The sequence below is a fragment of the Marinobacter sp. SBS5 genome, from assembly GCF_048285575.1.
In the GTDB taxonomy this organism is placed as follows: Bacteria; Pseudomonadota; Gammaproteobacteria; order Pseudomonadales; family Oleiphilaceae; genus Marinobacter.
In genome coordinates, this window is the sequence record NZ_JBLWAZ010000001.1 from 430,524 (window position 1) to 454,350 (window position 23,827).

23 protein-coding genes are annotated in these 23,827 nt (G+C 54.9%); 9 read left to right on the forward strand and 14 right to left on the reverse strand.

Annotated features, from left to right (window positions below; all coding sequences use genetic code 11):
- Positions 1-11: 11 nt before the first annotated feature.
- The 7 genes from tatA to ubiE form a co-directional block, all read right to left on the reverse strand.
- Positions 12-239 (reverse strand): Sec-independent protein translocase subunit TatA, encoded by a 228-nt coding sequence (gene tatA, locus ACNQ6O_RS02030; protein WP_418051580.1) that lies wholly within the window; start codon positions 237-239, stop codon positions 12-14.
- An 86-nt stretch (positions 240-325) separates the two neighbouring features.
- Positions 326-655, reverse strand: coding sequence for a phosphoribosyl-ATP diphosphatase (locus ACNQ6O_RS02035; RefSeq protein ID WP_114334747.1), 330 nt, complete (start codon positions 653-655; stop codon positions 326-328).
- Positions 656-668: 13 nt separating this feature from the next.
- On the reverse strand, positions 669-1,085 hold the full coding sequence (gene hisI / locus ACNQ6O_RS02040; RefSeq protein ID WP_418051581.1) for a phosphoribosyl-AMP cyclohydrolase: 417 nt from the start codon (positions 1,083-1,085) through the stop codon (positions 669-671).
- Between the two features lie 58 nt (positions 1,086-1,143).
- Positions 1,144-1,611, reverse strand: a complete 468-nt coding sequence (locus ACNQ6O_RS02045) for a DUF1643 domain-containing protein (RefSeq protein WP_418051582.1) — start codon at positions 1,609-1,611, stop codon at positions 1,144-1,146.
- 33 nt (positions 1,612-1,644) lie between these two features.
- Positions 1,645-3,288 (reverse strand): ubiquinone biosynthesis regulatory protein kinase UbiB, encoded by a 1,644-nt coding sequence (gene ubiB / locus ACNQ6O_RS02050; protein WP_418051583.1) that lies wholly within the window; start codon positions 3,286-3,288, stop codon positions 1,645-1,647.
- Complete coding sequence (locus ACNQ6O_RS02055) at positions 3,285-3,926, reverse strand: ubiquinone biosynthesis accessory factor UbiJ (protein WP_418051584.1); 642 nt, start codon at positions 3,924-3,926, stop codon at positions 3,285-3,287. Before ACNQ6O_RS02055 ends, ubiB begins: the two co-directional genes overlap by 4 nt.
- Positions 3,926-4,708 (reverse strand): bifunctional demethylmenaquinone methyltransferase/2-methoxy-6-polyprenyl-1,4-benzoquinol methylase UbiE, encoded by a 783-nt coding sequence (gene ubiE / locus ACNQ6O_RS02060; RefSeq protein ID WP_418051585.1) that lies wholly within the window; start codon positions 4,706-4,708, stop codon positions 3,926-3,928. The genes ACNQ6O_RS02055 and ubiE overlap by 1 nt, the downstream gene beginning before the upstream one ends.
- A 116-nt stretch (positions 4,709-4,824) precedes the next feature.
- On the opposite strand from ubiE, the gene ACNQ6O_RS02065 reads away from it, so the two are divergent.
- Positions 4,825-5,103, forward strand: a complete 279-nt coding sequence (locus ACNQ6O_RS02065) for a polyhydroxyalkanoic acid system family protein (RefSeq protein ID WP_133007361.1) — start codon at positions 4,825-4,827, stop codon at positions 5,101-5,103.
- A gap of 6 nt (positions 5,104-5,109) precedes the next feature.
- On the opposite strand, the gene ACNQ6O_RS02070 is transcribed toward ACNQ6O_RS02065, so the two are convergent.
- Both ACNQ6O_RS02070 and ACNQ6O_RS02075 read right to left on the reverse strand, forming a co-directional pair.
- Positions 5,110-5,859 (reverse strand): FFLEELY motif protein, encoded by a 750-nt coding sequence (locus tag ACNQ6O_RS02070; RefSeq protein ID WP_418051586.1) that lies wholly within the window; start codon positions 5,857-5,859, stop codon positions 5,110-5,112.
- Positions 5,860-5,943: 84 nt separating this feature from the next.
- Complete coding sequence (locus ACNQ6O_RS02075; RefSeq protein ID WP_418051587.1) at positions 5,944-6,867, reverse strand: alpha/beta hydrolase; 924 nt, start codon at positions 6,865-6,867, stop codon at positions 5,944-5,946.
- Between the two features lie 307 nt (positions 6,868-7,174).
- Between ACNQ6O_RS02075 and ACNQ6O_RS02080 the strand changes: the two genes are divergently transcribed.
- From ACNQ6O_RS02080 to ACNQ6O_RS02095, 4 genes are all read left to right on the forward strand, one after another.
- Positions 7,175-8,554, forward strand: coding sequence for a WS/DGAT domain-containing protein (locus ACNQ6O_RS02080; RefSeq protein ID WP_418051588.1), 1,380 nt, complete (start codon positions 7,175-7,177; stop codon positions 8,552-8,554).
- A 174-nt stretch (positions 8,555-8,728) separates the two neighbouring features.
- A complete protein-coding gene (locus ACNQ6O_RS02085) occupies positions 8,729-9,826 on the forward strand; it encodes a porin (RefSeq protein WP_418051589.1) in 1,098 nt (365 codons plus the stop codon).
- Between the two features lie 232 nt (positions 9,827-10,058).
- Positions 10,059-11,219: a nitric oxide-sensing protein NosP gene (gene nosP / locus ACNQ6O_RS02090; RefSeq protein WP_418051590.1), complete on the forward strand. Its 1,161-nt coding sequence runs from the start codon at positions 10,059-10,061 to the stop codon at positions 11,217-11,219.
- A complete protein-coding gene (locus ACNQ6O_RS02095; RefSeq protein WP_418051591.1) occupies positions 11,194-13,467 on the forward strand; it encodes a NahK/ErcS family hybrid sensor histidine kinase/response regulator in 2,274 nt (757 codons plus the stop codon). Before nosP ends, ACNQ6O_RS02095 begins: the two co-directional genes overlap by 26 nt.
- A 32-nt stretch (positions 13,468-13,499) precedes the next feature.
- Here the strand turns inward: ACNQ6O_RS02095 and ACNQ6O_RS02100 are convergent, their stop codons facing one another.
- The 5 genes from ACNQ6O_RS02100 to ACNQ6O_RS02120 all read right to left on the reverse strand — a co-directional run bounded on the left by ACNQ6O_RS02100 (position 13,500) and on the right by ACNQ6O_RS02120 (position 18,223).
- On the reverse strand, positions 13,500-14,177 hold the full coding sequence (locus tag ACNQ6O_RS02100; protein ID WP_417522352.1) for a response regulator: 678 nt from the start codon (positions 14,175-14,177) through the stop codon (positions 13,500-13,502).
- Positions 14,178-14,495: 318 nt separating this feature from the next.
- Positions 14,496-15,299, reverse strand: coding sequence for an ABC transporter permease (locus ACNQ6O_RS02105; RefSeq protein WP_418051592.1), 804 nt, complete (start codon positions 15,297-15,299; stop codon positions 14,496-14,498).
- Positions 15,300-15,301: 2 nt separating this feature from the next.
- Entirely contained in the window at positions 15,302-16,024 is a 723-nt protein-coding gene (locus ACNQ6O_RS02110; RefSeq protein ID WP_418051593.1) for an ABC transporter ATP-binding protein, read from the reverse strand.
- Positions 16,021-16,995, reverse strand: coding sequence for a YVTN family beta-propeller repeat protein (locus ACNQ6O_RS02115; protein ID WP_418051594.1), 975 nt, complete (start codon positions 16,993-16,995; stop codon positions 16,021-16,023). Before ACNQ6O_RS02115 ends, ACNQ6O_RS02110 begins: the two co-directional genes overlap by 4 nt.
- Positions 16,996-17,035: 40 nt before the next feature.
- The gene (locus ACNQ6O_RS02120; protein WP_418051595.1) at positions 17,036-18,223 is read right to left on the reverse strand and encodes an ABC transporter substrate-binding protein; all 1,188 of its coding nucleotides are present in this window, start codon (positions 18,221-18,223) and stop codon (positions 17,036-17,038) included.
- Between the two features lie 428 nt (positions 18,224-18,651).
- Between ACNQ6O_RS02120 and pedF the strand changes: the two genes are divergently transcribed.
- From pedF to ACNQ6O_RS02140, 4 genes are all read left to right on the forward strand, one after another.
- Positions 18,652-19,080 (forward strand): cytochrome c-550 PedF, encoded by a 429-nt coding sequence (gene pedF / locus ACNQ6O_RS02125; RefSeq protein WP_418051596.1) that lies wholly within the window; start codon positions 18,652-18,654, stop codon positions 19,078-19,080.
- 72 nt (positions 19,081-19,152) lie between these two features.
- Positions 19,153-20,109, forward strand: coding sequence for a substrate-binding periplasmic protein (locus ACNQ6O_RS02130; protein WP_418051597.1), 957 nt, complete (start codon positions 19,153-19,155; stop codon positions 20,107-20,109).
- A 145-nt stretch (positions 20,110-20,254) separates the two neighbouring features.
- The gene (locus ACNQ6O_RS02135; protein WP_418051598.1) at positions 20,255-22,030 is read left to right on the forward strand and encodes a PQQ-dependent methanol/ethanol family dehydrogenase; all 1,776 of its coding nucleotides are present in this window, start codon (positions 20,255-20,257) and stop codon (positions 22,028-22,030) included.
- A gap of 207 nt (positions 22,031-22,237) precedes the next feature.
- Positions 22,238-23,758, forward strand: a complete 1,521-nt coding sequence (locus tag ACNQ6O_RS02140; protein ID WP_418051599.1) for an aldehyde dehydrogenase family protein — start codon at positions 22,238-22,240, stop codon at positions 23,756-23,758.
- The last annotated feature ends 69 nt before the right edge of the window (positions 23,759-23,827 follow it).

The following is a 23,827-nucleotide window of genomic DNA, read 5'->3' on the forward strand; positions in this document are numbered from 1 at the left end:
TCAGGTGGTGCTCAGCTCTTTTGCTTTTCCTGAGTTTTCGCGTCAGCCTGAGCTTGTTCGGCCTTTTGGCCTTCCAAGGTGTCTGCTTCGCTCGGTTTTTCGTCTTCGTCACTCATGGATTTCTTGAAGCCACGAATAGCGCCACCGAGATCGGTGCCGATGTTCCGGAGTTTCTTGGTTCCAAACAGCAAAATAACGATGCCGAGTACGATAAGAAGTTGCCAGATACTGATACCCATGAGGGGGTCCTCGTTCAATGGTTTCTGTTATTCATATTGTACGCCAATGACAACCAGGGGCGGAAATACTCCTTAGGGGTACTTCTTTATGATTGTCGTGACGCTTTTTCTTCCAAGCCGGATAGATCGAAGCGGCGAGCCAGTTCGTCGGTCACGTCTTTCGGGCTTAATCCAAGGCGAGACAGCATCACCATGGTGTGAAACCACAGGTCAGCGGTTTCGTAGATCACGTCCTGGGTGTCCCCGGAGTGTTCCGCGTCTTTCGCGGCCAACAGGGTTTCGGTGCACTCTTCGCCCACCTTCTCCAAAATCTTGTTCAGGCCCTTGGCGTGCAGGCTGGCTACATAGGAAGTGTCAGGGGCGGCGTCTTTGCGGGCCTCGAGTACCTCTGCCAAACGTTCCAGTACATCACTCACAGTGTTTTGCTCCTTAATGGCTGCCATAAATCGCGTCTGGGTCCTTCAATACCGGCTCGGTACTGACCCACTCGCCATCTTTCAGGGTCCGGTAAAAACAGCTTCTACGGCCAGTATGACAGGCAATGCCGCCTTTTTGCTCCACTTTCAGCAAAACGACATCGGCATCGCAGTCCAGGCGGATGTCTTTGAGTACCTGCTGGTGCCCTGAACTTTCGCCCTTGCGCCAGAGCTTGCCACGGGAACGTGACCAGTAAACCGCCTGACCTTCCTCAACGGTGAGCTGAAGGGATTCCCGGTTCATCCAGGCCATCATCAGAATGTCGCCGGTTTCGGCGTCTTGGGCAATGGCGGGTACCAGGCCGTCTTCGGTCCAGAGGATGTCGTCCAACCAGCTGGAGGGACCGAGATTATCTGCTAAATCTTTCATTTCGATGAATCCTGAACAGGGTAGGTGCTAGAGCAAAGGACACGAGAGTCAGTCCGCATCATCGATGTTGCACGGGTAGTTTTACAGGCATAAGACTGGCCTTCAAGTACAAGGGATGAGCGGGTTCGCCCGACTTGTTCATCTGGATGTAGTGAAGGTCCGGAAGCAGTCGTTTTACCTGATCTGAGCGTTTCAGGTGAGGGCCATAATTACCCCAGGCAGCAACCGTCAGTCCTGATTTCTGTGCGCACCGAGTCAGCCACTCATCGTTTTCTTTGCCAATCGGTTCGGATGCCGTTATCAGTTCATCGGGCGTAGCGGCGCGAAAGGCAAACAGGTTGGTGACGTGAACGCCGCCAAAGCCCCAGCTTTGAGCGAAATTGGTGCAGCGGGTAATGGTGGGGTTGTCGTCGGTTTTCGATGGGTTCAGCCCGACAATCATCACGCTCGGCTTGTCTGCGTCCCAGACCTTGCTGAGGGCATAACGGTAGCGTCCACAGGGAGAAAAATGGGTCTGGGTATCCATGATTGACTCAGTGGTTGCTGGCGATGGTCATGATTAACGGCTGCCCCGAAGTACAAGCGCGCCGGCGGTTGCGAACAATGCCCACGACCACAGCGGTACGTTCTGGGCCCATTCCGTGGCTCCCGGCTGAGTTCCGGCTATGGCAACGCCGACCAGTGCCAGTGCGATGATGCCGCGGCGCCAACGGCGGTCGGTTTTTCGCTGCTGTTCACGTAGCAGGGCCAAAGTGTCCTGATTCTGTTGTTCAGTCGGGCCGGCGCTACGCAGTTGCAGCAGGGCATCGTGAACCAGTTGCGGCATTTCCGGAGACTGCTCCAGCCAGGACGGTAAGTGAGTCTGCAGGGTCTTGATCAGGCCGGACGGGCCAATCCGCTTACGCATCCAGTTTTCAAGGAACGGCTGGGCGGTGCTCCATAAGTCGAGATCTGGGTACAGTTGGCGGCCTAGCCCTTCTACGTTGAGTAGGGTCTTTTGCAGCAGAACCAGCTGTGGCTGAACCTCCATATCGAAACGCCGGGCGGTCTGGAACAGGCGCAAGAGGAAATGCCCGAACGAGATGTCTTTGAGTGGTTTCTCGAAAATAGGCTCGCACACGGTGCGGATAGCCGCCTCGAATTCGTTAATACGGGTTTCTGGTGGTACCCAGCCAGATTGAATATGCAGCTGGGCAACCTGGCGGTAATCGCGGCGGAAGAACGCGAGCAGGTTGCGGGCCAGATAGCTTTGATCGTCCGGAGCCAGAGTACCGACAATGCCGAAGTCGATGGCGATGTATTGCGGGTCGGCAGGATTGGACACGTCGACGAAGATATTGCCCGGGTGCATGTCCGCATGAAAGAAACTGTCACGGAACACCTGGGTGAAGAAGATCTCCACGCCTTTTTCGGCCAGAACTTTCATATTCACGCCAGCGGCTTTTAGTGATTCGACATCGGCAATCGGGATGCCGTGGATGCGCTCCATCACCAGTACGGATTTGCTGGTGAAATCCCAATCAATAAACGGGATGTAGATCAGCGGCGAATTCTCGAAGTTGCGGCGTAACTGGCTGGCGTTGGCAGCTTCTCGTTGCAGATCCAGCTCGTCGTGGATGGTGGCGTCGTAATCGGCAACCACCTCGACCGGGTGCAGGCGCTTGCCCTCGGACCAATATTTCTCCAGCAACCCTGCCATCAGGTACATCAGGGCCAAGTCCTGGCGAATGACTTTCTCGATGCCCGGGCGCAGAACTTTGACCACGACTTGCTGGCCATTCCGCAAGGTTGCGGGGTGAACCTGCGCCACAGAGGCCGAGGCCATGGGGTCTGCCCCGAATTCAGCAAAGAGTTCCGACACGGGCGCGCCCAGAGAGCTTTCAATGATTTCTCGGGCTTGATCGCTGGGGAAAGGGGGGACACGGTCCTGCAGCTGTTTCAGCGATGCAGCCATGTCGTCCGGCAGCAAATCCCGACGGGTAGAAAGAATTTGGCCGAATTTGACGAACACCGGCCCCAGTTCTTCGAGCGCCAAGCGCAATCGATCGCCACGGCTCAGTTTGGGCTGAGGAAACAGGTGCCAGGGGGCCAGCAAGAAGAAGATCTTCAAAGGCGTCGGCAGTTCCGCCAAAGGTAAAAAGGTGTCCAGCCGATAGCGGCAAAATACCCAGGCAATTCGGAACAGGCGTTGCAGGCGTGTCACAGGTTCTCCGTATCGGTATGGCTACCGGACAATTCCAGTTGGTTCAGACGGGCCTCAAGACGTTCGGCGCGCAGGTTAAGCTCATCGATGTCTTGAAAAGTGGCTTCCAGTTCGCGGCGCCCGGGCAAGGCACGGCTTTCTTCGTGGAGGTATTCTTCAACGTTGGCGTTCATGGTGTTGAACGCGTTCCGGCTCCACTGCACCGCGCTGCGGATGCTTTTACCCAGTAAGTGCGCGGGCACGTCACCGATGTGTCGCGCGATGGCAGCTTCCCAGTCGGGTTCGAGCTGACCCAGAGCGCGCTGTAGCTGATGTGCCAAGGCCGTGTCTCCAGTCACTTGCAGCCGTTCATCGGCAAATACCCGATCGTCGCCCAGTGCGAGGGCTGCGAAGGCAACCGGCTTACCTGCAATGCATAGCACGGCTTCGTCGTCCGGTTGGCTACGCACCTGCACCTGTTCACCGACCCGGCCTAAGGTCCAGCTTGTGGCGAACGGGGCCGTGATGTTGAATTGTACGGGGCCGGCCAAGGCTTTCAGTAAAGCAACACGACCGCTGGGGTCCAGTGCCAAGGCCCGGTTCAAGGCCGTTTCGACAATGGCGCTGGCCGCAGACAAAAGCGTAGGGCCGGGGAACATCAGGGCTTGATTCCCACGTGCAGTGCGACGATGCCGCCGGTCATGTTGTAGTACTTGCAGTTTACCAGGCCGGCCTCTTCCATCATGCCCTTCAGAGTGTCCTGATCCGGGTGCATGCGGATGGATTCCGCCAAGTACTTGTAGCTTTCGCTGTCACCGGCAAACAACTGGCCCATCAGCGGCAGAGCACTGAACGAGTAGGTATCGTAGGCCTTGCTCAGCAGCGGGTTGGTGGGTTTGGAGAACTCCAGAACCATCAGTTTGCCACCGGGCTTCAGGGTGCGGGTCATATCGCGCAAGGCCTGATCCTTGTCGGTGACGTTGCGCAGGCCGAAGGCGATGGAGACCGCATTGAAACTGTTATCCGGGAACGGCAGGTGTTCGGCATCTGCCTGAACGTACTCGATGTTGCCGGCGTAGCCACGATCGGTCAGGCGGCTGCGGCCAACCTGCAACATGGACGCATTGATGTCGGCCAGAACCACTTTGCCCGATGGTCCCACCAGATCGGAAAACTTCATGGTGAGGTCGCCGGTGCCGCCGGCAATATCCAGTACCTGGTGGCCGGGGCGAACACCACTCAATTCAATGGTGAAACGCTTCCACAAGCGATGGATGCCCATCGACATCAAGTCGTTCATGAGGTCGTACTTGCCTGCGACGCTGTGGAAAACCTCAGCCACCTGGCTTGCTTTTTGGCTCTTCGGCACGTTGCGGAAGCCGAAATGGGTCACTTCGTCCTGGCTGTCGCCGGGGGTGCCTGGCGTTTGCTGCTCGCTCATGGGAGATTGTCCTGTCAGAATCTGAATGCTGTATTCTAACTGTTGAGGTGTTGGCTACAAGTTTATTACCGGCTTACACTGTAAAACCGTTTCCAAATAGCTGAGAAAACTGATTCATGTCTGTTATTGATATCCACCGTGCCCATGAACTGGACAAAGAACACGCTCGCGATGCGGCTGAAACCTTGGCCAAAGATCTATCGCAGAAGTTTGATGTGAATTACTTGTGGGAAGGCGATCAGCTTAAGTTCAAGCGCAGTGGCGTGAAAGGCCAGCTCAACATTGCTGAATCCGACCTGCACATTCACTTGGAATTGGGTTTGATGCTCCGGCCCTTTAAGTCCCGCATCGAGCAGGAAATACACGCTCAGCTGGATCAGATCACTAAGGCTTAAGCTAAATTACAGGTCACCCGATAGCGAGAAGGGCTCCGGGTGGCCTGCCAGTACGTTTTCCATTACCCGCTTTTCCCGGCTGATCAGGCGCTCTATCAACACGTCTACTTTGTCCATTTTTCGGAAGGCCGTATAGCCGCGGTGTATAAACCCGTGCAGGTCGGCCAGTTCTGCTCTTTCAGCGGCACCTCGGGTCATCGACAGTAACCACCCTAAGCTGCGATTACGCACGTAGCGATCCATCTGCTGGCCCGTGGTCGAGACCAGTTCCAATTGGCGCTTGCGAATCTCTAACTGGCCGCTGGCGCGGTAGCCTTCACACCAATCTTCGGCGGTGATTTGTTCGGTATCCCGGTCGTTTTCATGAAACCACTCGGCCAGCTCGAGGTCGAGGCTTTGGGTGACCAAGTTCAGTTCTACTAGCCCGGAAAAGGTACCAAGCAGGTGGTCGGGCAGCCACTTCACCATCTTCGGGAAAATCCGGTCAACGTTGTCGTCGCGGCGAGTCATGCCGGCGGGTGCGTAAAGGTCAGATAGCAGGAATTCCAGCCCCGTGTGGTACCCCGGATGGTGGTAGAGGTCTTGATGGGTCATTTTCAGGCGTGCGGCCTGCCAATCCGCAAGCTTGAGAGTGTCATCCTGCAGTGGATGGTTTGATTTGAGCTGGCGAAAATCGTGGTATTCGAGCAGTAGACGTTTAAGCCTGTGTGCATTTTCCGTATGCACTTCCGTTGCGATCAGGCGTTCACGATACATGCCAAGGCTCCACTAAGCTGAACTGAAAAACACTCAGTTTAGCGAAGCTGCGCGGCGGGCGCACCCGCCGCGTGCGGGCTTTAATCAGGCCTGAGCAGCCTTCGGCAGTGGTTCGAAGTCAGGTAACCACTCAGTGCTGTCGAGCGTGACGAAATGGCTAGGTGCCTCGGTTTCGACAATTCGCATGGTGGTCGGGCTGGTTCTGGCGCTGGCCAGCATGGCGGTGCGGTCGAGAACACGGTCGGTTGCGGGAATCAGGAAGGTGCCGTAGCGAATGTGCTGATACACCGAGCAATCCGTACGATCCATCCATTCCATAATGTCTTCGATGTTACGCACAATGGTCAGGTGATCCTTTGTGGCACAGAACAGTTTGCTCAGGAGTTGGCGTTTTCGCGGATTCATCTTGCCAAAAAAGGTCTGGCCGTAGGCCGATTGCGGGGCGCTGTTGATCAACCGGATGATCCAAGGCCACATGCCGTGACTGACAGGCTCGAGCAGGGTTGTGACCAACGCGTGCAGCTTGCCCTGCGGCAGAACCGGGGCTTCCAGAACAACTTCAACATCTTCGTACAGCTCGGGCCATTGGCGAATCGCTTCCAGAATGACCGCACCGCCGCGGGAATGGCCGTGGATGCGAATGTTGCGGGTAGTGGGCAAGTTCTGCAACGCCTGGTTCAGAATGCAGGCATCATACTCGATGGTGCCTTCCAGATACTTGATGGGGACTTCCCATTCGGCCTTTTCAGGCGTCACGCCGTTAACCGGAATGTGGTAGTTGCTGCACGTCAGCAGAATCAGTTCGGTTGTTGGTGCGTCGTAGGTCTGAGTGAAGTAACAATGATTTTCTAGAAAGCCGTGCACACCAATAACCGTGTGCTCAGCAGCACTGCTATGGTTGCGAGTGGACACCGCGCCTTTGCCGACCCGATAAACCCGCCCGGAGAACATCTCGGAATAGGCGATGTCGATCGGTTTAATCAATTTGCGTATGTGACTGGCTTTCATTGTCTGTTTCTCCCGGCACAGCTACTTATTGTTTGGTTGTTCGTAGCCTGTGTTCCAGTTGTATCGCGATTGTTCTATGTGTGGAGTGGCACGGTTGCCCACATAAAGGAAGATTTTAGGCCAATTGCGTGCTCGACTGTCGTTTGTATAACAATCGCACTAAGCGATATGTCCAGTATAGAGTGAAACCATAGAGTAACGTAATTTTTTGTAATTGTGTGAGGTGGTTAGAATATGGAGACGGTACCCTGACTCTGGCACAATGTGGAACTCACTATAATAAGACATTCACTGGGGAACTACAGGTTTGAGCCAAGAGCAATCGCATCTTATGCTGCCTTCGGATTCGGCCTGGCTGGCTTTGGAACAGCCGGATAACCCGATGACCATTACCGTTATGCTTCGGGTTGAAGACCTTACGGTCGCACGTTTCCGGGAATTTCTAAGCGTGTATTGGATTGCTTGGGAGCGTTTTCGTTATCGCCCCGTCTGGCGTGCGCCTGCCTGGTATTGGCAGGAAGATCCCACCTTTAACTATGCTCGCCACTTAGATGTTGTGCAGGATCGGTTTGACCCCATTCAGTTAAAACACTGGGTTTCCGCACGCTTGAACGATCCTTTGCCGTTGTATCGTCCCCTTTGGAAGTTTTGGCTGGCGCCAAACGCAGAAGGTGGCGCGGCGCTGCTATTGAGAATTCATCATTGTTACGCCGATGGCCTGTCACTTTTGGGCGTCTTCGACCAGTTGTGTCCGTCGTCTCCGAGACAGTACCCCGCTTTATACGGCGCGCCGGAAGTGCCAAAGCTTGGCCAATGGACGGAAACGGCTCAGCAGTGGTTGGGCTCTATGCTGGCTCAGCTGGGTGCTGCCGGTATACCCGGTGCTGGCACAGGCTCGGCGCAAAAACAGATGGGCAAAGCGGTACAGAGTGGCGCACGTCTAGTGCACAAGATCAGTGAGTTTCTGATCGAGGAAGAAGACACTCCGTCTGCTCTTAAGCAACCTCTGCTTGGGCGCCGAAGCTGCAGTTGGTCGGCGCCGGTTGAACTTGAGCGCTTCCGAAAGATCGCCAAAGCCACCCATACGACCATCAACGATGTGTTGTTGGCCTGCGTGGCTGCCGCTGTTCGCCCCAAACTCGGTATGACCCCGGAGCAGCTCAACGACGCCGTGATGCACGCAGCGGTGCCTGTGGATATTCGCGTTCAGATGCCGAAAGGTATAAAACCGGAAGCCGGTGAACTTGGCAATTGCTTCGGCACGGTCTTCGTGCCGCTGCCCGTTGATGGGGAAAGCGCCTTGGAGCGCTTGTTCCGCGTGAAGCATGAAACCCGAAAACTGAAAAAAAGTATTCAGCCGGGCCTTGCCTGGGGCCTGACGGCGTGTGCTCCGCTGTTGCCGGAAGTCGGTAGAAAGCCGCTGGCTGAGCTGTTTTTCCGCAAAGCGTCTGCGGTGGTTTCCAATGTGCGAGGCACGCCGGAAACTCGGTACCTGGGCGGTTGCGCCATTAAAGAGCAGATGTTCTGGGTGCCCCAGGCCGGCGATATCGGCTTGGGTGTGAGCGTTGTCAGTTACGCCGATCAGGTGCAGTTTGGTGTGGTGGCCGATGAAGCTGTTTTGGCGGCGCCTGATGAGTTTTTAGACGATTGTCTGTCTGAATTGGAGCAACTTTCGGGCGAGTCGTAAGTCGAAAGTTCCATATTTCATGCCTCCCAAATGAGCAGGCAACCTGCTCTCACGAACAATATTCTCTAACTTTCTATTCACTGACTATGGTCCTCTGGCACGCAATTGTGCCTGGAGCTGCTGTTCCGTGCGGCGGCTCCTGATCCCAGATTTCAAACAATAACCGGGGGATGTATGAACAATAAAATGAGAAAGTCAGGGTTGGTACTTGCGGTAGCCGCAGTGATGGGTGGGAGCGCGGGGGCTCAGGCAGCCGTTGAGATCTACAATCAGGATGGAACCGCTTTTTCCGTTGATGGTTATTTCAATGCCTTTTATGTGAATCGTGATGACAAGGTTGGTGATGTTCGGAATTCCGACGTCAAAATGGGTTTTTTGCCCAACACCATCGGCTTCAACTTCAGTAAGGAAGTAGGGGATCTGACGCTTGGTGGCCGTTCTTCTTTCTGGAGCACCATTAATGACAGCCTGCAGTCGCCCACTGACACCAGTATTGATGTGCGGCAGCTATATGCGACGGTTGATGGTGACTTTGGTCAGGTGCTGATCGGTAAGGATTTCGGGCTGTATGCTCGTTCCAATATTTTCCTTGATGAATTACTGATGGGGTTTGGTTCTCCCGGCGCGGCGACGGGGGTCTCTTTCGGTAATATCCGCACCGGTTATCCCTACCCAAACCCTTCCGCACAGATTACCTATCGATCACCGGACATGGGTGGCTTGAAGGTGGCTGCGGGTATCTTTGAACCGGCCAATACAACCGGTGCGGGCTCTGAACAATCGCTTCCTCGTTTTGAAGCAGAGGTTACCTACAGTGTTGATGTTGATGGATTAGTTCTGACCGGTTGGTTAAATGGTCGTCACCAGAGCTCAGAGAGTGCAACAACGGAAATTGACAGCCGGGGCATCGGTTATGGTTTAAAAGCAGCGGTAGCGGGTTTCTCAGTGACTGCGTCCGGTTTTAAATCGGAAGGGGATGTGCCGGTGTTGATCAGCGATGCCGATCTGGCGTCAGAAGACGATGCGGATGGTTACTTGCTGCAGGGTTCATACACTCTGGGCGCGAACCGGTTTGTGGTGTCTTATGGCGAAACGGATTCTGAGCAGGGCGATTTTGACACCGAGAACACCTCGTTTGCAGTATTCCACGACGTCAATAGCAACTTCAAACTGGTGGCGGAATACAACCTGTTTGAGCAGAAAACCAAGTCATCGGATGTCACCGTCGTCGATACTGACACCCTGGCTGTGGGCGCGATTGTAACCTTCTGATCTGCCGGGCCGGTGCCAGTTCTGGCACCGGCACCCGCCTGTTTTTCCGACTAAAGTGCCGGTTTTCTTGTGCCGAAACCAGGCTGCGTCACCGGTCATTGGTTTTTTGGGTTAATAATCAATGGTTTATCACCGTTTTGGCGAACCAATAAAAAGCACTGAAGTCGAATTTCCCTGTTCTGGCATCGGCGTAGAATCGGAGCAATCTCCCCGTTGCCCAAGGGCCCTTTCAATGCACGCAGACAATCAGGAACCGGCGATCCGAACCGCCAGCGTCAGCATACGGGAACCAGAGCTTGCCGCTGCGCATCTTGCCGAGCAGCTTCAGCATGAAAACCTCGGGTGCGTGCTGTTCTTTTGCTCTGTTGAATTTGATCTGGAACGTCTTGGACCGGCCATTCAAACGGCGTTCCCGGATGCGCGTGTCTATGGCTGTACGTCTGCGGGAGAGATCACCGAGCAGGGGTATGACCGAGGTTGCATCAGCGCGCTGGGGTTTGATGCCCGCTATTTTGCTATCGATTGCGCGCTGATTGATGAATTTGACGGCTTCACGCTGCAGAACGCGCAGAGCGTGATTGACCGGTTGCTTAATACTTGTCGTGAAGCCCGTTTGGCGCCCGTAAAAGGCAATACCTTTGCGATTACTATGCTTGACGGCCTTTCGAGTCGCGAAGAGCTGGTCCTGGCAACCCTGAATGCGGCTTTGGGTTCTATACCCCAATTTGGTGGTTCTGCCGGAGACGATGAGCGCTTGGATGGCACCCATGTGTTCTTTGATGGGCGGTTTCACAGCAGCGCAGCAACGGTGATGCTGGTAAATACACCGCTGGATTTTCGAGTGTTTTCGACGCACCACATGCAGGAGCAGGCGGAGAAGCTGGTGGTAACCCGAGCTTGTCCAGAGACTCGTACTGTCTTTGAGTTGAACGCAGAGCCTGCGGCTGAGGTATACGCCCGCACCGTCGGCGTTGACGTTGATCAACTTGACCGCAAGGTGTTTGCGCTGCAGCCCTTGGGGGTCCGGGTTGGGGGTAATTACTTCGTTCGTTCGGTACAGCGGGTGAACCCGGATGGCAGCCTCACGTTTTACTGCGCGGTTGAGACTGGCATTGTGATGACCGCTATGACTCCAGGTTCGTTGCTTGAGAGTGTGCGGGCACAGCTTGATGCCTCCGAGCGAGTAGTTGGTAAGCCCTTGGTGACGCTAGCCTGTGACTGCTTTTTGCGGCGTCTGGAGGCCGAACTGACCGGGCAGTTGGATGCCGTTTCAGCGTTTCTCCGGGAACATAAAGTGGTCGGTTTTAACTCCTACGGAGAACAATTCAACGGAATGCATATAAACCAGACGTTTACGGGGGTGGTCATTGGTCAGCCTGAATTCTCTGGCTAGTGCGAGCGGGGAGTCCCTCTCGGATGATAAAGACCGCCGGATTGCCGAGCTGGAAGCGGAGAATCAGCGGCTTCGAAGTATCCGAGATGCTCTGATTGTTCGTGTGGAATCTGGTGCGGGGCATAAGCCAGCGCCCTATGCGGCCTTCGAACACTCGGTGATTCTTGCGGAGCAGGTGCGAGAGCGCACGGAAGCCCTGAATCTAGCCATGGATGAACTTAAGGCGAGCAATAAAGCACTTAGCCGTGCTCGGGAAGAGGATGAGACATCAAGGCAGCGCTTGAGCGATGCCATTGAAAATATTGCAGATGGCTTCGTACTGTTTGATTGTGATCACCGCCTGATTCAGACCAACAGCCGTTTCCGGAGTTACTGGCGCCATGCCGGTGTGCCGGTGCCGAAAGCGGGCACTCATATAGACGCGGTGAAGGCTCTGGCTGAGAGTTCCGGTTTGGTTGTGGAGGAGCATCGTCAGGAGGATGCTGAAGGCGTGCTCTTCCTGCTCTCGAACGGCCGCTGGGTGCAGATGACCGAACGGGCCACCCGGGAAGGTGGGTTGGTGGTGCTGTATTCTGACATCACCGATGTTAAGAATAGTGAAATGACCCGACGCATCAAGGCTCTGGAGGAAAGCGAACGCTGGATACGGGTGGTCACCGACCATGTGCCGGCGTTGATTGCCTATGTCGGTGCAGATCTCAGGGTTCAATTTTGCAACAAGGTCTATCTGGCCTGGTACGGTCGCAATGGCGTGTCGCCTTTGGGTAAGCGCCTAGAGGAAGTGCATTCTGACGAGTTTTACCAGCGTCTGCTGCCTCAGATTCTGGAAGTGCTGGACGGGCGCAGCGTGAACTTTGAATTTGAGGAAGCGGGCGAGCACGGTGAGCAACGCTTTATGTTGCGATCTTATGTGCCAAATCGTGATGATACCGGAGCGGTGACCGGTTTCTTTGTCTTGATTCGAGATATTACTGATCGGCGTAAGACAGCGATTGCTTTGGAGCAGGCTTACGATGATCTGGATCACCGGGTTCGAGAGCGCACTGCGGCACTGACCGGCTTGAACCAGCAACTTCGAGAGGAAATTGCCGAGCGTTCCGCGGTGGAAGCACGGCTGCGGGAAGCCAAGCAAGAAGCCGAACAGGCGAATCTGTCCAAAACCAAATTTCTGGCTGCGGTTAGCCATGATCTGCTGCAACCGCTGAATGCCGCCCGGTTGTTCACCAGTGCTTTATTGGAGCACAGTTTCGGGCCGAAGGCCGAAGGACTGGTGCGCTCGGTCAGCACCTCTCTGGACGATGTCGAGAATCTGTTGGGCACGCTGGTGGATATCTCGAAGTTGGATGCCGGGGTGATTACACCGGATGTCACCGCTTTTGATCTTCGTGATCTGCTCAATAATATCGCCCGCGAATTCCGGCAAATGGCTTCAGCTGAGAAGCTGCAGCTGGATTTTGTGCCCAGCTCCGCGGTGGTGCGATCCGATTCTCAATTGCTGGCACGCATCCTCCGGAATTTCCTGACCAATGCCATTCGTTATACCGGGCAAGGCAGGATTCTGTTGGGTTGTCGTCGTCAGGTTGACCATGTGCTGCTGCAGGTGTGGGACTCTGGCCCGGGCATTCCAGCCGACAAACTCACCGAGATCTTTCAGGAGTTCAAACGGATTCGTCCCAATGGCGCCACAGCCGACAAAGGCTTGGGGCTTGGCTTGGCTATCGTGGACAAGATTGCCCGTATGCTAGGCCACGAGGTCTCGGTGTCGTCGGTGGAAGGCAAGGGCTCGGTGTTCACGGTTCGGGTGCCTGTTGGTGAACGCCGGCACAGGCTGCCAGCTTCGCCAAGGCCTCAGCCAGTGGTGCACGACAGTGGCCTGGTCGGCGCCAGAGTTTGGGTGATCGATAACGATCTGGCTATCTGCCAAGGCATGAAAACCCTGCTCGAAGGCTGGGGCTGCCAGGTCATTACCGCGGTATCCGCCGACGATCTGGAAACACAGGTGGATGTCGCCAGTGCTCCGGTAGACTTGGTGCTGGCGGATTATCATTTGGATAACGATGATAACGGCGTGGATGCCGTTGCCGTGATTAATGGCCAGCGCTCACAACCTGCGCCGGTGTTGATGATAACTGCGAACTACAGCAATGAACTGAAACAGCACATTCGTGAGCTGGGTTATCTGTTGATGAACAAACCGGTAAAGCCCTTGAAGCTGCGGAGTGTACTCAACCATGTTATTCGCCGTTGAGGTCAAACGCCGGCGGGTACGGCTGGCCGTCTTCAGCGTTTGAGGTACTGGCTGAAGTCCACATCGCCTGCCGACAGAATGGCCTGTACCCGGTTATGAACGCCGAGCTTTCTCAGAATTGCAGATACATGTGCTTTTACGGTGGTTTCTGCGATGTTGAGGTTGTAGGCAATCTGCTTGTTGGATTCGCCCTTGGCCATGCGCTCCAGGACTAGCAGTTGGCGGCGAGTGAGGGAGTTCAGCAGTTCCGGCGAAATCAAGTTCTCCTCGCTGCGGGTGCGCCGCTGCGTGCTTTCCTTGCCGGTACGAATGATGTCTGAGGGTAGATAGACATTGCCATTCAATATCTGTTGGATGGCTTCCGTCATCTGGGGACGGGGAGACGATTTGGTAATAAAACCGACCGCGCCATAAGTGATCGCCTGAAGCACCACTTGCTTGTCTTCTTCCGCAGAGACAATCACCACCGGAATGGTGGGCGCCTCGTTGCGCAGTGTGATCAGCCCATTCAACCCGTGCATGCCTGGCATGTTCAGGTCTAGCAGGATCAAGTCCAGATCGTCATTCTCTCGGGTGATTTCGAGAGCGCTGTCCAGATCCGCGGTTTCAAGGATATCGCTGCCTTCAAAGCCAGACGCGATCACACTGCTGATGGCTTCCCGGAAGAGCGGGTGGTCGTCGGCAATCAGAATCTTGTAAGCCGGCTCCATGGGCGGTTCTACCTGTTTGTTTTCATTATGAGGGATGGCTTCCGAATTATGATAACGGTTTTCGGAAGAGAGTGCGGCATCGAGCTTGTTCAGCATGGCGGCCTCCGTTACAGAGAATCACCGGAGAGGGTTTCGATTCACTGTTTATTATTGTGATGGTGTCATTACACGCCATCCGCGTCTCGGGTTGAATGCGACCATCGCACCAAAAAACTGGCACTAAAGTACTATGCTTTTGAGGCCTTCGGCTTTGGCGTTGCGCAGGTAGGAGGCTGTCTCCGATAGCCCAGAGTTGAACAAGTTTGGGTCATTGTCCGATCAAGTTGATTTGGTGCCCAGTATTTTGGTGCGATGGGGCCGGAAACCTGCGGTCGCCAGTAACGTCAGAACGACAGTGACACCGGTTGTGATACCGAAAGCCATGGGGTTCCATTCCAAATAGAGCGAGAACCGGATGGCTTCTACGGCGTGGGTAAACGGATTGAACTGGCAGACCCAGTAAAGCCAAGGGCTGGCTTCGCTCATACGCCACAGCGGATATAATGCCGAGGACATAAAGAACATCGGGAAAATGACAAAGTTCATTACCCCGGCGAAGTTCTCCAGCTGCTTAACCCAAGTGGCGATCAGCAATCCAAAGGCACCGAGCATCAGGCTGCTGAGAATCAGTGCGGGTAACACGGTCAGATAGCCCCACGGCGGAGGCTCGACATCCACCAGAAGTGCCAGCAACAGGAACACATAAACCTGTCCGATCGACACGACTCCCATGGCCAGTAGCTTGGTGACCAGCAGGAAAGGCCGTGGCATAGGGCTCATCAACAATACCCGCATGCTGCCCAACTCCCGGTCGTAGACCATGGACAAGGCCCCTTGCATGCTATTGAACAGAATGATCATGCCGCAGAGACCAGGGGCGATATAGGTTTCGTAGGTAATGTAGGTCTGGTAGGGCGGAATGATGGAAATGCCCAGCACCGCTCGGAAGCCGGCGGCGAACACAACCAGCCATAGCAACGGTCGCACCAGAGCACTGGTGAAACGAGTGCGTTGTTGCCAGAACCGCAGCCATTCTCGGGTCTGAATGCCGATAAAGCAGTGCCAATAATGAGCAGCTTTCATGATTATCCGGCTCCTGTCAGGGCGTGGAAGGTTTCAGCCAGATTCGAGGTACCCTCGGCTTTGCAGATGGTTTGGCCAAGGCCATTGGCCAGCAGTCGGCCCTGATGCAAGATCAGCACCTGATCTTCCTCGCGGACCTCTTCTATTAGATGAGTGGCCCAGAGTATCGTCAGGCCATCCTGTTCACAGAGGGTTCGGACATGGTTATTAATGGCTTTGCGGCTGGCGACATCCAGACCGACGGTGGGCTCGTCGAGTAACAGCAAAGAAGGCTGGTGCAGCAGTGCGCGGGCAATTTCCACCCGCCGGCGATGGCCGCCATTGAGTGTGCGCACGGTGTCGTTGGCCCGGTCTTGCAGGCCGACACGTTCCAGTTCAAGCGCTGCTTGCGTACGTGCTTCCTTGCGGGACAGGCCGTGCAGCGCGGCATGATAGTGCAGGTTCTGGCTCACGGTCAGGTCTAAGTCCAGAGCATTCTGCTGGAACACGACGCCAATCTGGCGCATGGCCTCGGCCGGCTGTTTCTGCAGGGATTGCCCGGCCAGTCGTATATCCCCTTGGTGCAGAGCCAAAAGCCGGGTGAGCAGTCCAAAAAGTGTCGATTTTCCTGCGCCATTGGGGCCTAACAGGGCGTGAAAGCGGCCAGAGGTCAGTGTGAAACTGACCTCATCGAGCACCGTCTTGTCGCCGTAGCGAAAGCTAAGGTTAATGGCCTCGACAGTCATGAGTTCGGATCGACCACCACACCCCAGGGGTAGCGGCCTACTTTGATGGATTTGATGACTTTCAGTGCATCGACATCGATGACTGAAACATCACCTGAGACACCGTTGGTGGTGTAGAGGCGTTTCTCATCCTTGTCCAGATCCAGTTGCCATACTCGGCTGCCGACCAGCAGATAATCCAGAACCTCGTAGGTTTGGGCATCCACTACCGCAACGTGATTCGAAGGCCCCAGAGCGACGAAGGCGTACTGGCCGTTGGACGTGAGCTCAATGCCAACCGGCTGAACGCGATCCGGGCTGACCCCGGGAACCTTGAACGACAACTCATGGGTTTGTTCCAGTTTATCCACATCTATGATGTGAACCGTCCCGCCGATTTCAGCCGAGGCCCAGGCGATCTTGCTGTCTTTGCTGAATTCCACATGACGCGGGCGCTGGCCAATGACGATGTTTTTCTCAATCTCAAAGGTTTTGGTGTTGATCCAGTGCAGCATGCTGGAGGTCTCGGAGGTGTTTACGGCCCATTTGCCATTTGGGCTAACCGCCATGCCTTCGGGTTCGATGCCAACATCAATCTGCGCTAGAACATCTTTGGTCTCAACATCCACGACCGTCACGATGGCATCATCTTCATTGGCGATGTAAAGATGCTTGTTGTTGGGGTGCAATGAGAATTGCTCAGGGTCTTCTCCGGAGGGCAAGGTATCGATGATCTTACGGGTAGCCAGATCGAAGACTTGCACCGTGTCATCATCACTGGCGCAGATATAGAGTTTGCTGGAGTCCTTGGACAACAGTATGCCGCGGGGCCGCTGCCCGACATCGATAGTGTCTACGACCTCAAGAGTTTCGGTATCAATGATTGAAAGGGTGTTGTCTTTCTCGTTGGAAACGTAAGCCAGACTGGCCAGAGCGGGTGTTGATAGTCCGATCATGGCTGCCAGTATTGTTTGAGTAAACGCGGTTCTCATGGGTAACTCCTTGTTGTTGTGATCGCTGCCGCCGGTGCGGTCAGTTGTTGATCCGGCATTTGCTTTCTGGTCTGTCGTAACCAAGGGTGTCCAGTTCGCTGGTGGGGTGCAGGTAACCCTCGAATGGCGCTTGGGCTACTAACCCCCGTGGGTGTACCAGAGGGATGGGCTGGCGCAGCTGTCCGTTCCAGTCCCGGAAGCTGAGTTTTCGGCCTTTGAAGCCGGCAAGATCGAAGTTATCGCTGAACAGTAGGGTTCTGATGGCTTGGACTTCTGAACTGCTGATGGCGGTCACTGCGGTGCCAATGGCGCGAACAGCGGCCCAGGCCGCGTAGTCTTCGTTGGTCATGTCACGTCCGGAGAGTTCGGTAAAGCGGCTCTGTAATTGGGCCGCGCCCCAGCTTTCAACCACCCTGTGCCACGCAACTGGCATCATGCCCTGAGTGCCGACAACCGGGCGTGGCAGCCAAGTGTTGAAGGGAATGTATTCGCCAAAGTCGCCCCGGACATCGGCCACGACGACGGCATCGTAGTCGCTAGCTTGCGTGAATAAAGGCAGCTCCTTTGACGCGGTCCGGCGCAGGTCGGCATCGAAGGTCCAGGGTTTGTCTTTCACAATGTCCAGGCCATAGCGCAGGCTGGCACGGCGAAAGGCAGCGGCCCAGGCCTGATCTCCTTCTGTTGGGCCGGTAATGAGGAAGACCTCTTGCCAGCGTCGTTGCCTTAACCACTGGCCGAGGGCATCGGCCAGCATGGCGTGGCTGGGCATAGTGTGTAACAGATTGGCATGGCAGGCGTGGGTTCTGAGGCTGTCGTCCTTTGCTCCCGCATTGAACAGCAGCGTGTCGTCGTCAGCGTGTTCGCTGATGTTGCCAAGAACCGTTCGAGGAACGCGGGTAACGAACAGATCTATGTCGGTGTTCTGAAGTTCGGTAAAGGCGAGCAGGGCAGACTCTTCGGAGTCAACCACACGGGTCTCCAGAGTGTAGTTATGGCCCAGAAATTTTCCGGTTGTATTGTTGTCTTTTACTGCCAGTTCCGCGCCGATGGCGCCGGCATTTTCCGGTTCCGGTATGACATTGGAAAGCACCGGTCCTTGATCCGGAACGAACTGGATATAACCGATGCGAATGTCCAGAGCAGAGGCAGGGGTAGCGACTGCCAGTGCACCCGCCAGAGTGCCGATTGAGAAGGCTTTTATCAGGCTGTGTCGGTTTAAGCCGTTCATGGGTTTCTCCCGGATCTTGTTTTGTTCCCAGCTTATGAGAGGGAAATCGTCCCGGAAATATTCATAAAGTAGGAATATGCCGGTACTAAAGGACTATTCCTGTGAAATGGAACCAGCTTAAGCAACGAGTCAGTCTATTCAGTGCCTCCAAGTGGAAAAAATACGACGGTCTGCCGGGAAATTTCACGTTTGTGAGTAAATGGAGGCCTCGATTATCTTTCGATCAAATCAGCAGGCGGGCTTATGTCCGGAAATATGGGGTCTTTTGATCTCGCTCTTGCTCGGATCGCTTACTACCAAGGAACTAGCTCGAAAATCCCAAAGTGGCATACGTAATAACGGCGCAGGTTCATAAACTGTTTGGCAGCGAGTTGGTAAACGACAAATCCAATAGCCAACGTAGGGGCAACCAAACAGAGGTAGTAACAATGACAATGCCGCGTTTAATCACATCGTTTATTGCCGCCGTGCTGGCAGGTGCTGCTGGTTTGGCCATGGCTCATGGCAACGTGACACCGCAGCCGGTAAATACTGGCAACCTGCCGGCTCTCGGTGACGAAATTTATATGGAAAATCCCTTCCGTGAAGGCAACGAGCTGGGCGAGTTTCAGGACGAAGCCGTGAAGATCGGTGAGAGTGCTTACGCAGGTAACTGTGCCAGTTGCCACGGTATTCGTGCCATGTCCGGCGGGTTGACCCCTGATTTGCGGGAGCTCACTGAGTGGGACGATGAGTATTACATCACCCGAGTGCGTAACGGCACGGATCGGGGCATGCCGTCCTGGAAGAAAAGTATGGATCAGAGCGCAATGTGGGCCATTCGGACCTATGTTGAGTCTCTGCCTAAGCCTGAGTAACACCATGACTATCGAATCGCTCTGAACAGAGCCGGCCCTGCGCCGGCTCTTGGTCGTTGGGGGAAACCAATAATGAAAATAATCCTTACGTTTGTGATCACTTTTATGTTGTCGCTGACCGCTTCGGGGCAGGAGGTCGACGATGGCGATGAACTGCTGAACCGGCCGTCCGATCGTACTTACGACATTATTCTGGAGTCTGGTTACCTGAAAGTTGGGGTGTATCGGGATTTTCCGCCCTACTCCTATGAGGAGGAGGGCGAGCCCCGCGGTATTGATGTTGAGCTCGGCAAACTGATCGCCAGGGAAATGGGGGTGGAGTTTCGTGTGCACTGGATCATCCCGGACGAAGAGCTGGGGGATGATCTTCGGAACAACGTATGGAAGGGGCATTATCTGGATAAGCAGCGCCTGGCCGATGTGATGATGCGCGTGCCCTACGACAAACAATATGCCTACATGCAGGATTCCACCGGAGAATATATTAACGAGCAGGTGGTGCTGTTTGGCCCCTATCAGCAGGAAACCTGGCAGATAGCATATGACCCGGAAACGCTCGATGTCGTGGATACAGTTGCGGTGTTCCAGTACCACGCTATCGGTGTCGAGATTGATACCCTGCCGGACTTTTATCTCAGTTCGGCTCTGGGAGGTCGCATGCGTAACAAGGTGCGCCACTACCCCAACGTCAGGGCCGCCTTTGAAGCTATGCGTCAGGGCGAAGTCCGTGCGGTCATGGGGATGCGGGCGGAGATTGACCATGAGCTGGCAAAGCCTGAGAACGAAGGGTTTGTGGCGGCGCAGAATGGCTTTCCCGGTCTTGTGAAGCAGGTTTGGGACGTGGGAATGGCGATCAAGCATACCCATCGGCAGCTTGGTTATGCGATCGAGGCCATAGTGAACCGATTGGTAACCGAGGGAGCTCTGAACGAACTGTTCGGTGGCATGGACTTGGCGTACAGCGTTCCGGGTTACTACCGGAGTTTTCTGAGCGAGGAAGCGGTCGCTCGCGCCGAGGGGCAGGAATAGAGGCGGTCGTACTACCAAGTGATGAGAAAACCTGTCCGTGGGGGTAATTGTTGATCTTGCGGTCTTTGCGAAAAATCAGTTCAGGGTCGGGAAAACTTCCCGGTTCGGCTCGCAACTGACAACAACAGACTAGGAGAGCGCAACCATGAGATCGAACAAATTCGGGATTCGCATTGCGATCAGCGCATTGGCGTTGGCCGTGTCCTGCGGCGCCCACGCGGTCACTGATGCAGACATTTTGAGAGATGCCGAGACCACCGATGATATCGTTAGCTACGGTATGGGATTGCAAGGTCAACGATTCAGCCCGCTGACTGACCTGAATACAGACACCGTGAAGCACCTGCAGCCAGTGTGGGGTTTTGCTTTTGGCGGGGAGAAAATGAGGGGGCAGGAAGCTCAGCCCATGATCAAAGACGGCGTAATGTATGTAACCGCCTCCTATTCTCGGGTTTATGCGATTGATGTGAAAACCGGCGAGGAAATCTGGCAGTACGATGCCCGTTTGCCAGACGGCATCATGCCTTGCTGCGATGTGGTGAACCGGGGCGTGGCACTGTATGGCGACAAGGTGATCTTCGGCACACTGGATGCAAAGCTCGTGGCCTTGAACAAAGACACCGGCAAGCCGATGTGGATAAAAAAAGTGGCAGATTACCAGGCCGGTTACGCGATTACCGCGGCGCCTTTGATTGTTAAGGGCAAGGTGATCACGGGTGTGTCGGGTGGTGAATTCGGGATTGTCGGCAAGGTCGAAGCCTACGATGCCAATACCGGTGATTTGGTGTGGACTCGCCCCACTGTCGAGGGTCATATGGGGTATGTCTACCGGGATGGCAAAAAAATAGAGAATGGCATTTCCGGTGGGAAGGCAGGGCAAACCTGGCCGGGCGATATGTGGAAAAATGGCGGCGCAGCAACCTGGCTGGGTGGCACCTACGATGAAGAAACGGATTCGCTGTTCTTTGGTACCGGTAACCCTGCTCCCTGGAACTCTCACCTGCGTCCGGGAGATAACCTGTTCTCATCCTCTCGTTTGGCCATCGATCCTGACGATGGAAGCATCAAATGGCACTTCCAGACCACGCCCCACGATGGCTGGGATTACGATGGCGTAAACGAGCTGATCTCGTTTGACCTGAAAGAAAACGGGAAGACCATCAAGGCCGCTGCGACCGCAGACCGTAATGGTTTTTTCTACGTGCTCAATCGCGAGAATGGCGGTTTTATCCGTGGATTTCCGTTTGTGGACAAGATTACCTGGGCGGAGGGGCTGGACCCAGATACAGGCCGACCAATTTATGCGGAGAATGGTCGGCCCGGTGATCCATCCGGGGCTGAGGCCGGTAAGGGCGAAACAGTCGTCGCTCAGCCTGCTTTCCTGGGCGGAAAGAATTGGATGCCCATGGCTTACAGTCCTGAAACCGAACTGTTCTACGTACCGTCGAACGAGTGGTCTATGGACATCTGGAACGAGCCGGTTTCTTATAAGAAAGGCGCGGCATTCCTGGGGGCAGGTTTTACCATCAAGCCTGCTAACGAGGACTATATTGGCGTGCTTCGGGCCATGAACCCGAAGACCGGAGAAGAAGTTTGGCGTTATGAGAACCCTGCACCTCTATGGGGTGGCGTCATGACCACTGCCGGTAATCTGGTATTCACCGGTACCCCGGAAGGCTACCTGAAAGCTTTTGACGCCAAAACCGGTGAGGAGCTTTACAAATTCAATACCGGTTCCGGTGTTGTTGGAACCCCGGTGACTTGGACTATGGATGGCGAACAGTACGTCTCTGTTCTCTCCGGCTGGGGTGGTGCTGTGCCGTTATGGGGTGGCGAGGTCGCCAAGGTGGTCAAGAACTTCAACCAAGGCGGTATGGTCTGGACCTTCAAGCTGCCGAAAGATCGCGTTGCGGCCAATTGATCTGAGTTTCCGTGTCTCTTTGGGCTGCCTTCGTGCGGCCCTTTTTTTACCCTCCAAAACCAACTGCTTCAGAACATCTACTACCAAGGTACCAGCCGTTCCCCTCTAACGAATCATTCCCGGATCAGAGTGTCACTATTACATTGTACAGGTAAGCGTGAACGGCTTTGCTACTTCGCGACAAACACAACAAAAGAGGTCAACGTCATGATCTACGCACAACCCGGTAAAGAAGGCTCAGTTGTTTCATTCAAATCCCGCTATGAAAATTATATTGGTGGTGAATGGGTAGCGCCGGTGAAGGGGCAGTACTTTGAGAACATCACCCCTGTCACTGGCGAAGTATTCTGCGAAGTAGCGCGTTCCGGCGCTGAGGACATTGAATTGGCGCTGGATGCTGCGCACAAAGCTGCGCCAGCCTGGGGTAAGACCTCACCCACCGAGCGCTCCAATATTCTGCTGAAAATCGCTGACCGTATTGAAGCCAATCTTGAAACGCTCGCGGTCGCAGAAACCTGGGATAATGGTAAGGCGATTCGTGAAACCTTGAACGCTGATATTCCTCTGGCAGCGGACCACTTCCGTTACTTTGCCGGGTGTCTGCGAGCTCAGGAAGGGCACATGGGGGAGATCGACCACAACACTGTTGCGTACCATTTTCACGAGCCGCTTGGCGTGGTCGGCCAAATCATTCCCTGGAACTTCCCGCTGCTGATGGCCGCCTGGAAGCTGGGCCCGTGCTTGGCTGCAGGCAACTGCACGGTGCTTAAACCAGCCGAGCAAACACCGGCCAGTATTCTGGTACTGATGGAACTTATTGGCGATTTACTGCCGCCAGGCGTGATCAACATTGTGAATGGCTACGGCATTGAAGCCGGTCAGGCGCTGGCTACCAGTAAGCGCATTGCCAAGATTGCGTTTACCGGGTCGACGCCCGTGGGCTCCCATATTCTTAAGTGCGCGGCGGAAAATATCATTCCTTCGACCGTTGAATTGGGCGGCAAGTCCCCGAATATTTACTTCTCCGACGTAATGAAAGCGGAGCCGGAGTTCGTCGACAAATGTGTCGAAGGCCTGGTCCTTGCGTTCTTTAACCAAGGTGAGATTTGTACCTGTCCGTCCCGCGCCTTGGTCCAGGAAGATATGTTCGAAGAGTTTATGCAAAAGGTGGTTGAACGTACCAAGTCCATCAAGCGTGGCAACCCGCTGGATACCGATGTGCAGGTGGGGGCTCAGGCCTCCAAGGAGCAATTCGACAAGATCATGTCGTACATGGAAATTGGTCGTCAGGAGGGCGCGGTGGTGCTCACCGGTGGCGACCGAGAGCATCTTGAAGGTGAGTTCAACAACGGCTTTTACATTCAGCCGACTCTGTTCCACGGCGACAACAAGATGCGAGTGTTCCAGGAGGAAATCTTCGGGCCGGTGGTGGGAGTTACCACTTTCAAGACTGAGGAAGAGGCGCTGGCAATTGCCAACGATACCGAGTTCGGCCTGGGTGCTGGCGTCTGGACTCGTGACACCAACCTGGCTTACCGAATGGGGCGCAACATTCAGGCCGGTCGGGTGTGGATGAACTGCTACCACGCGTATCCGGCTCATGCGGCCTTCGGTGGTTACAAGAAGTCTGGTATCGGCCGTGAAACCCATAAGATGGCGCTGGAACACTATCAGCAGACCAAGTGCATGTTGACCAGCTACGACATTAACCCTCTCGGATTTTTCTGATCTGTAAGCGGCAGTGGGGGCCTGTTCATACAGGCCTCGTTTTCGTGTGACCGCACAGGGATTGTGCCT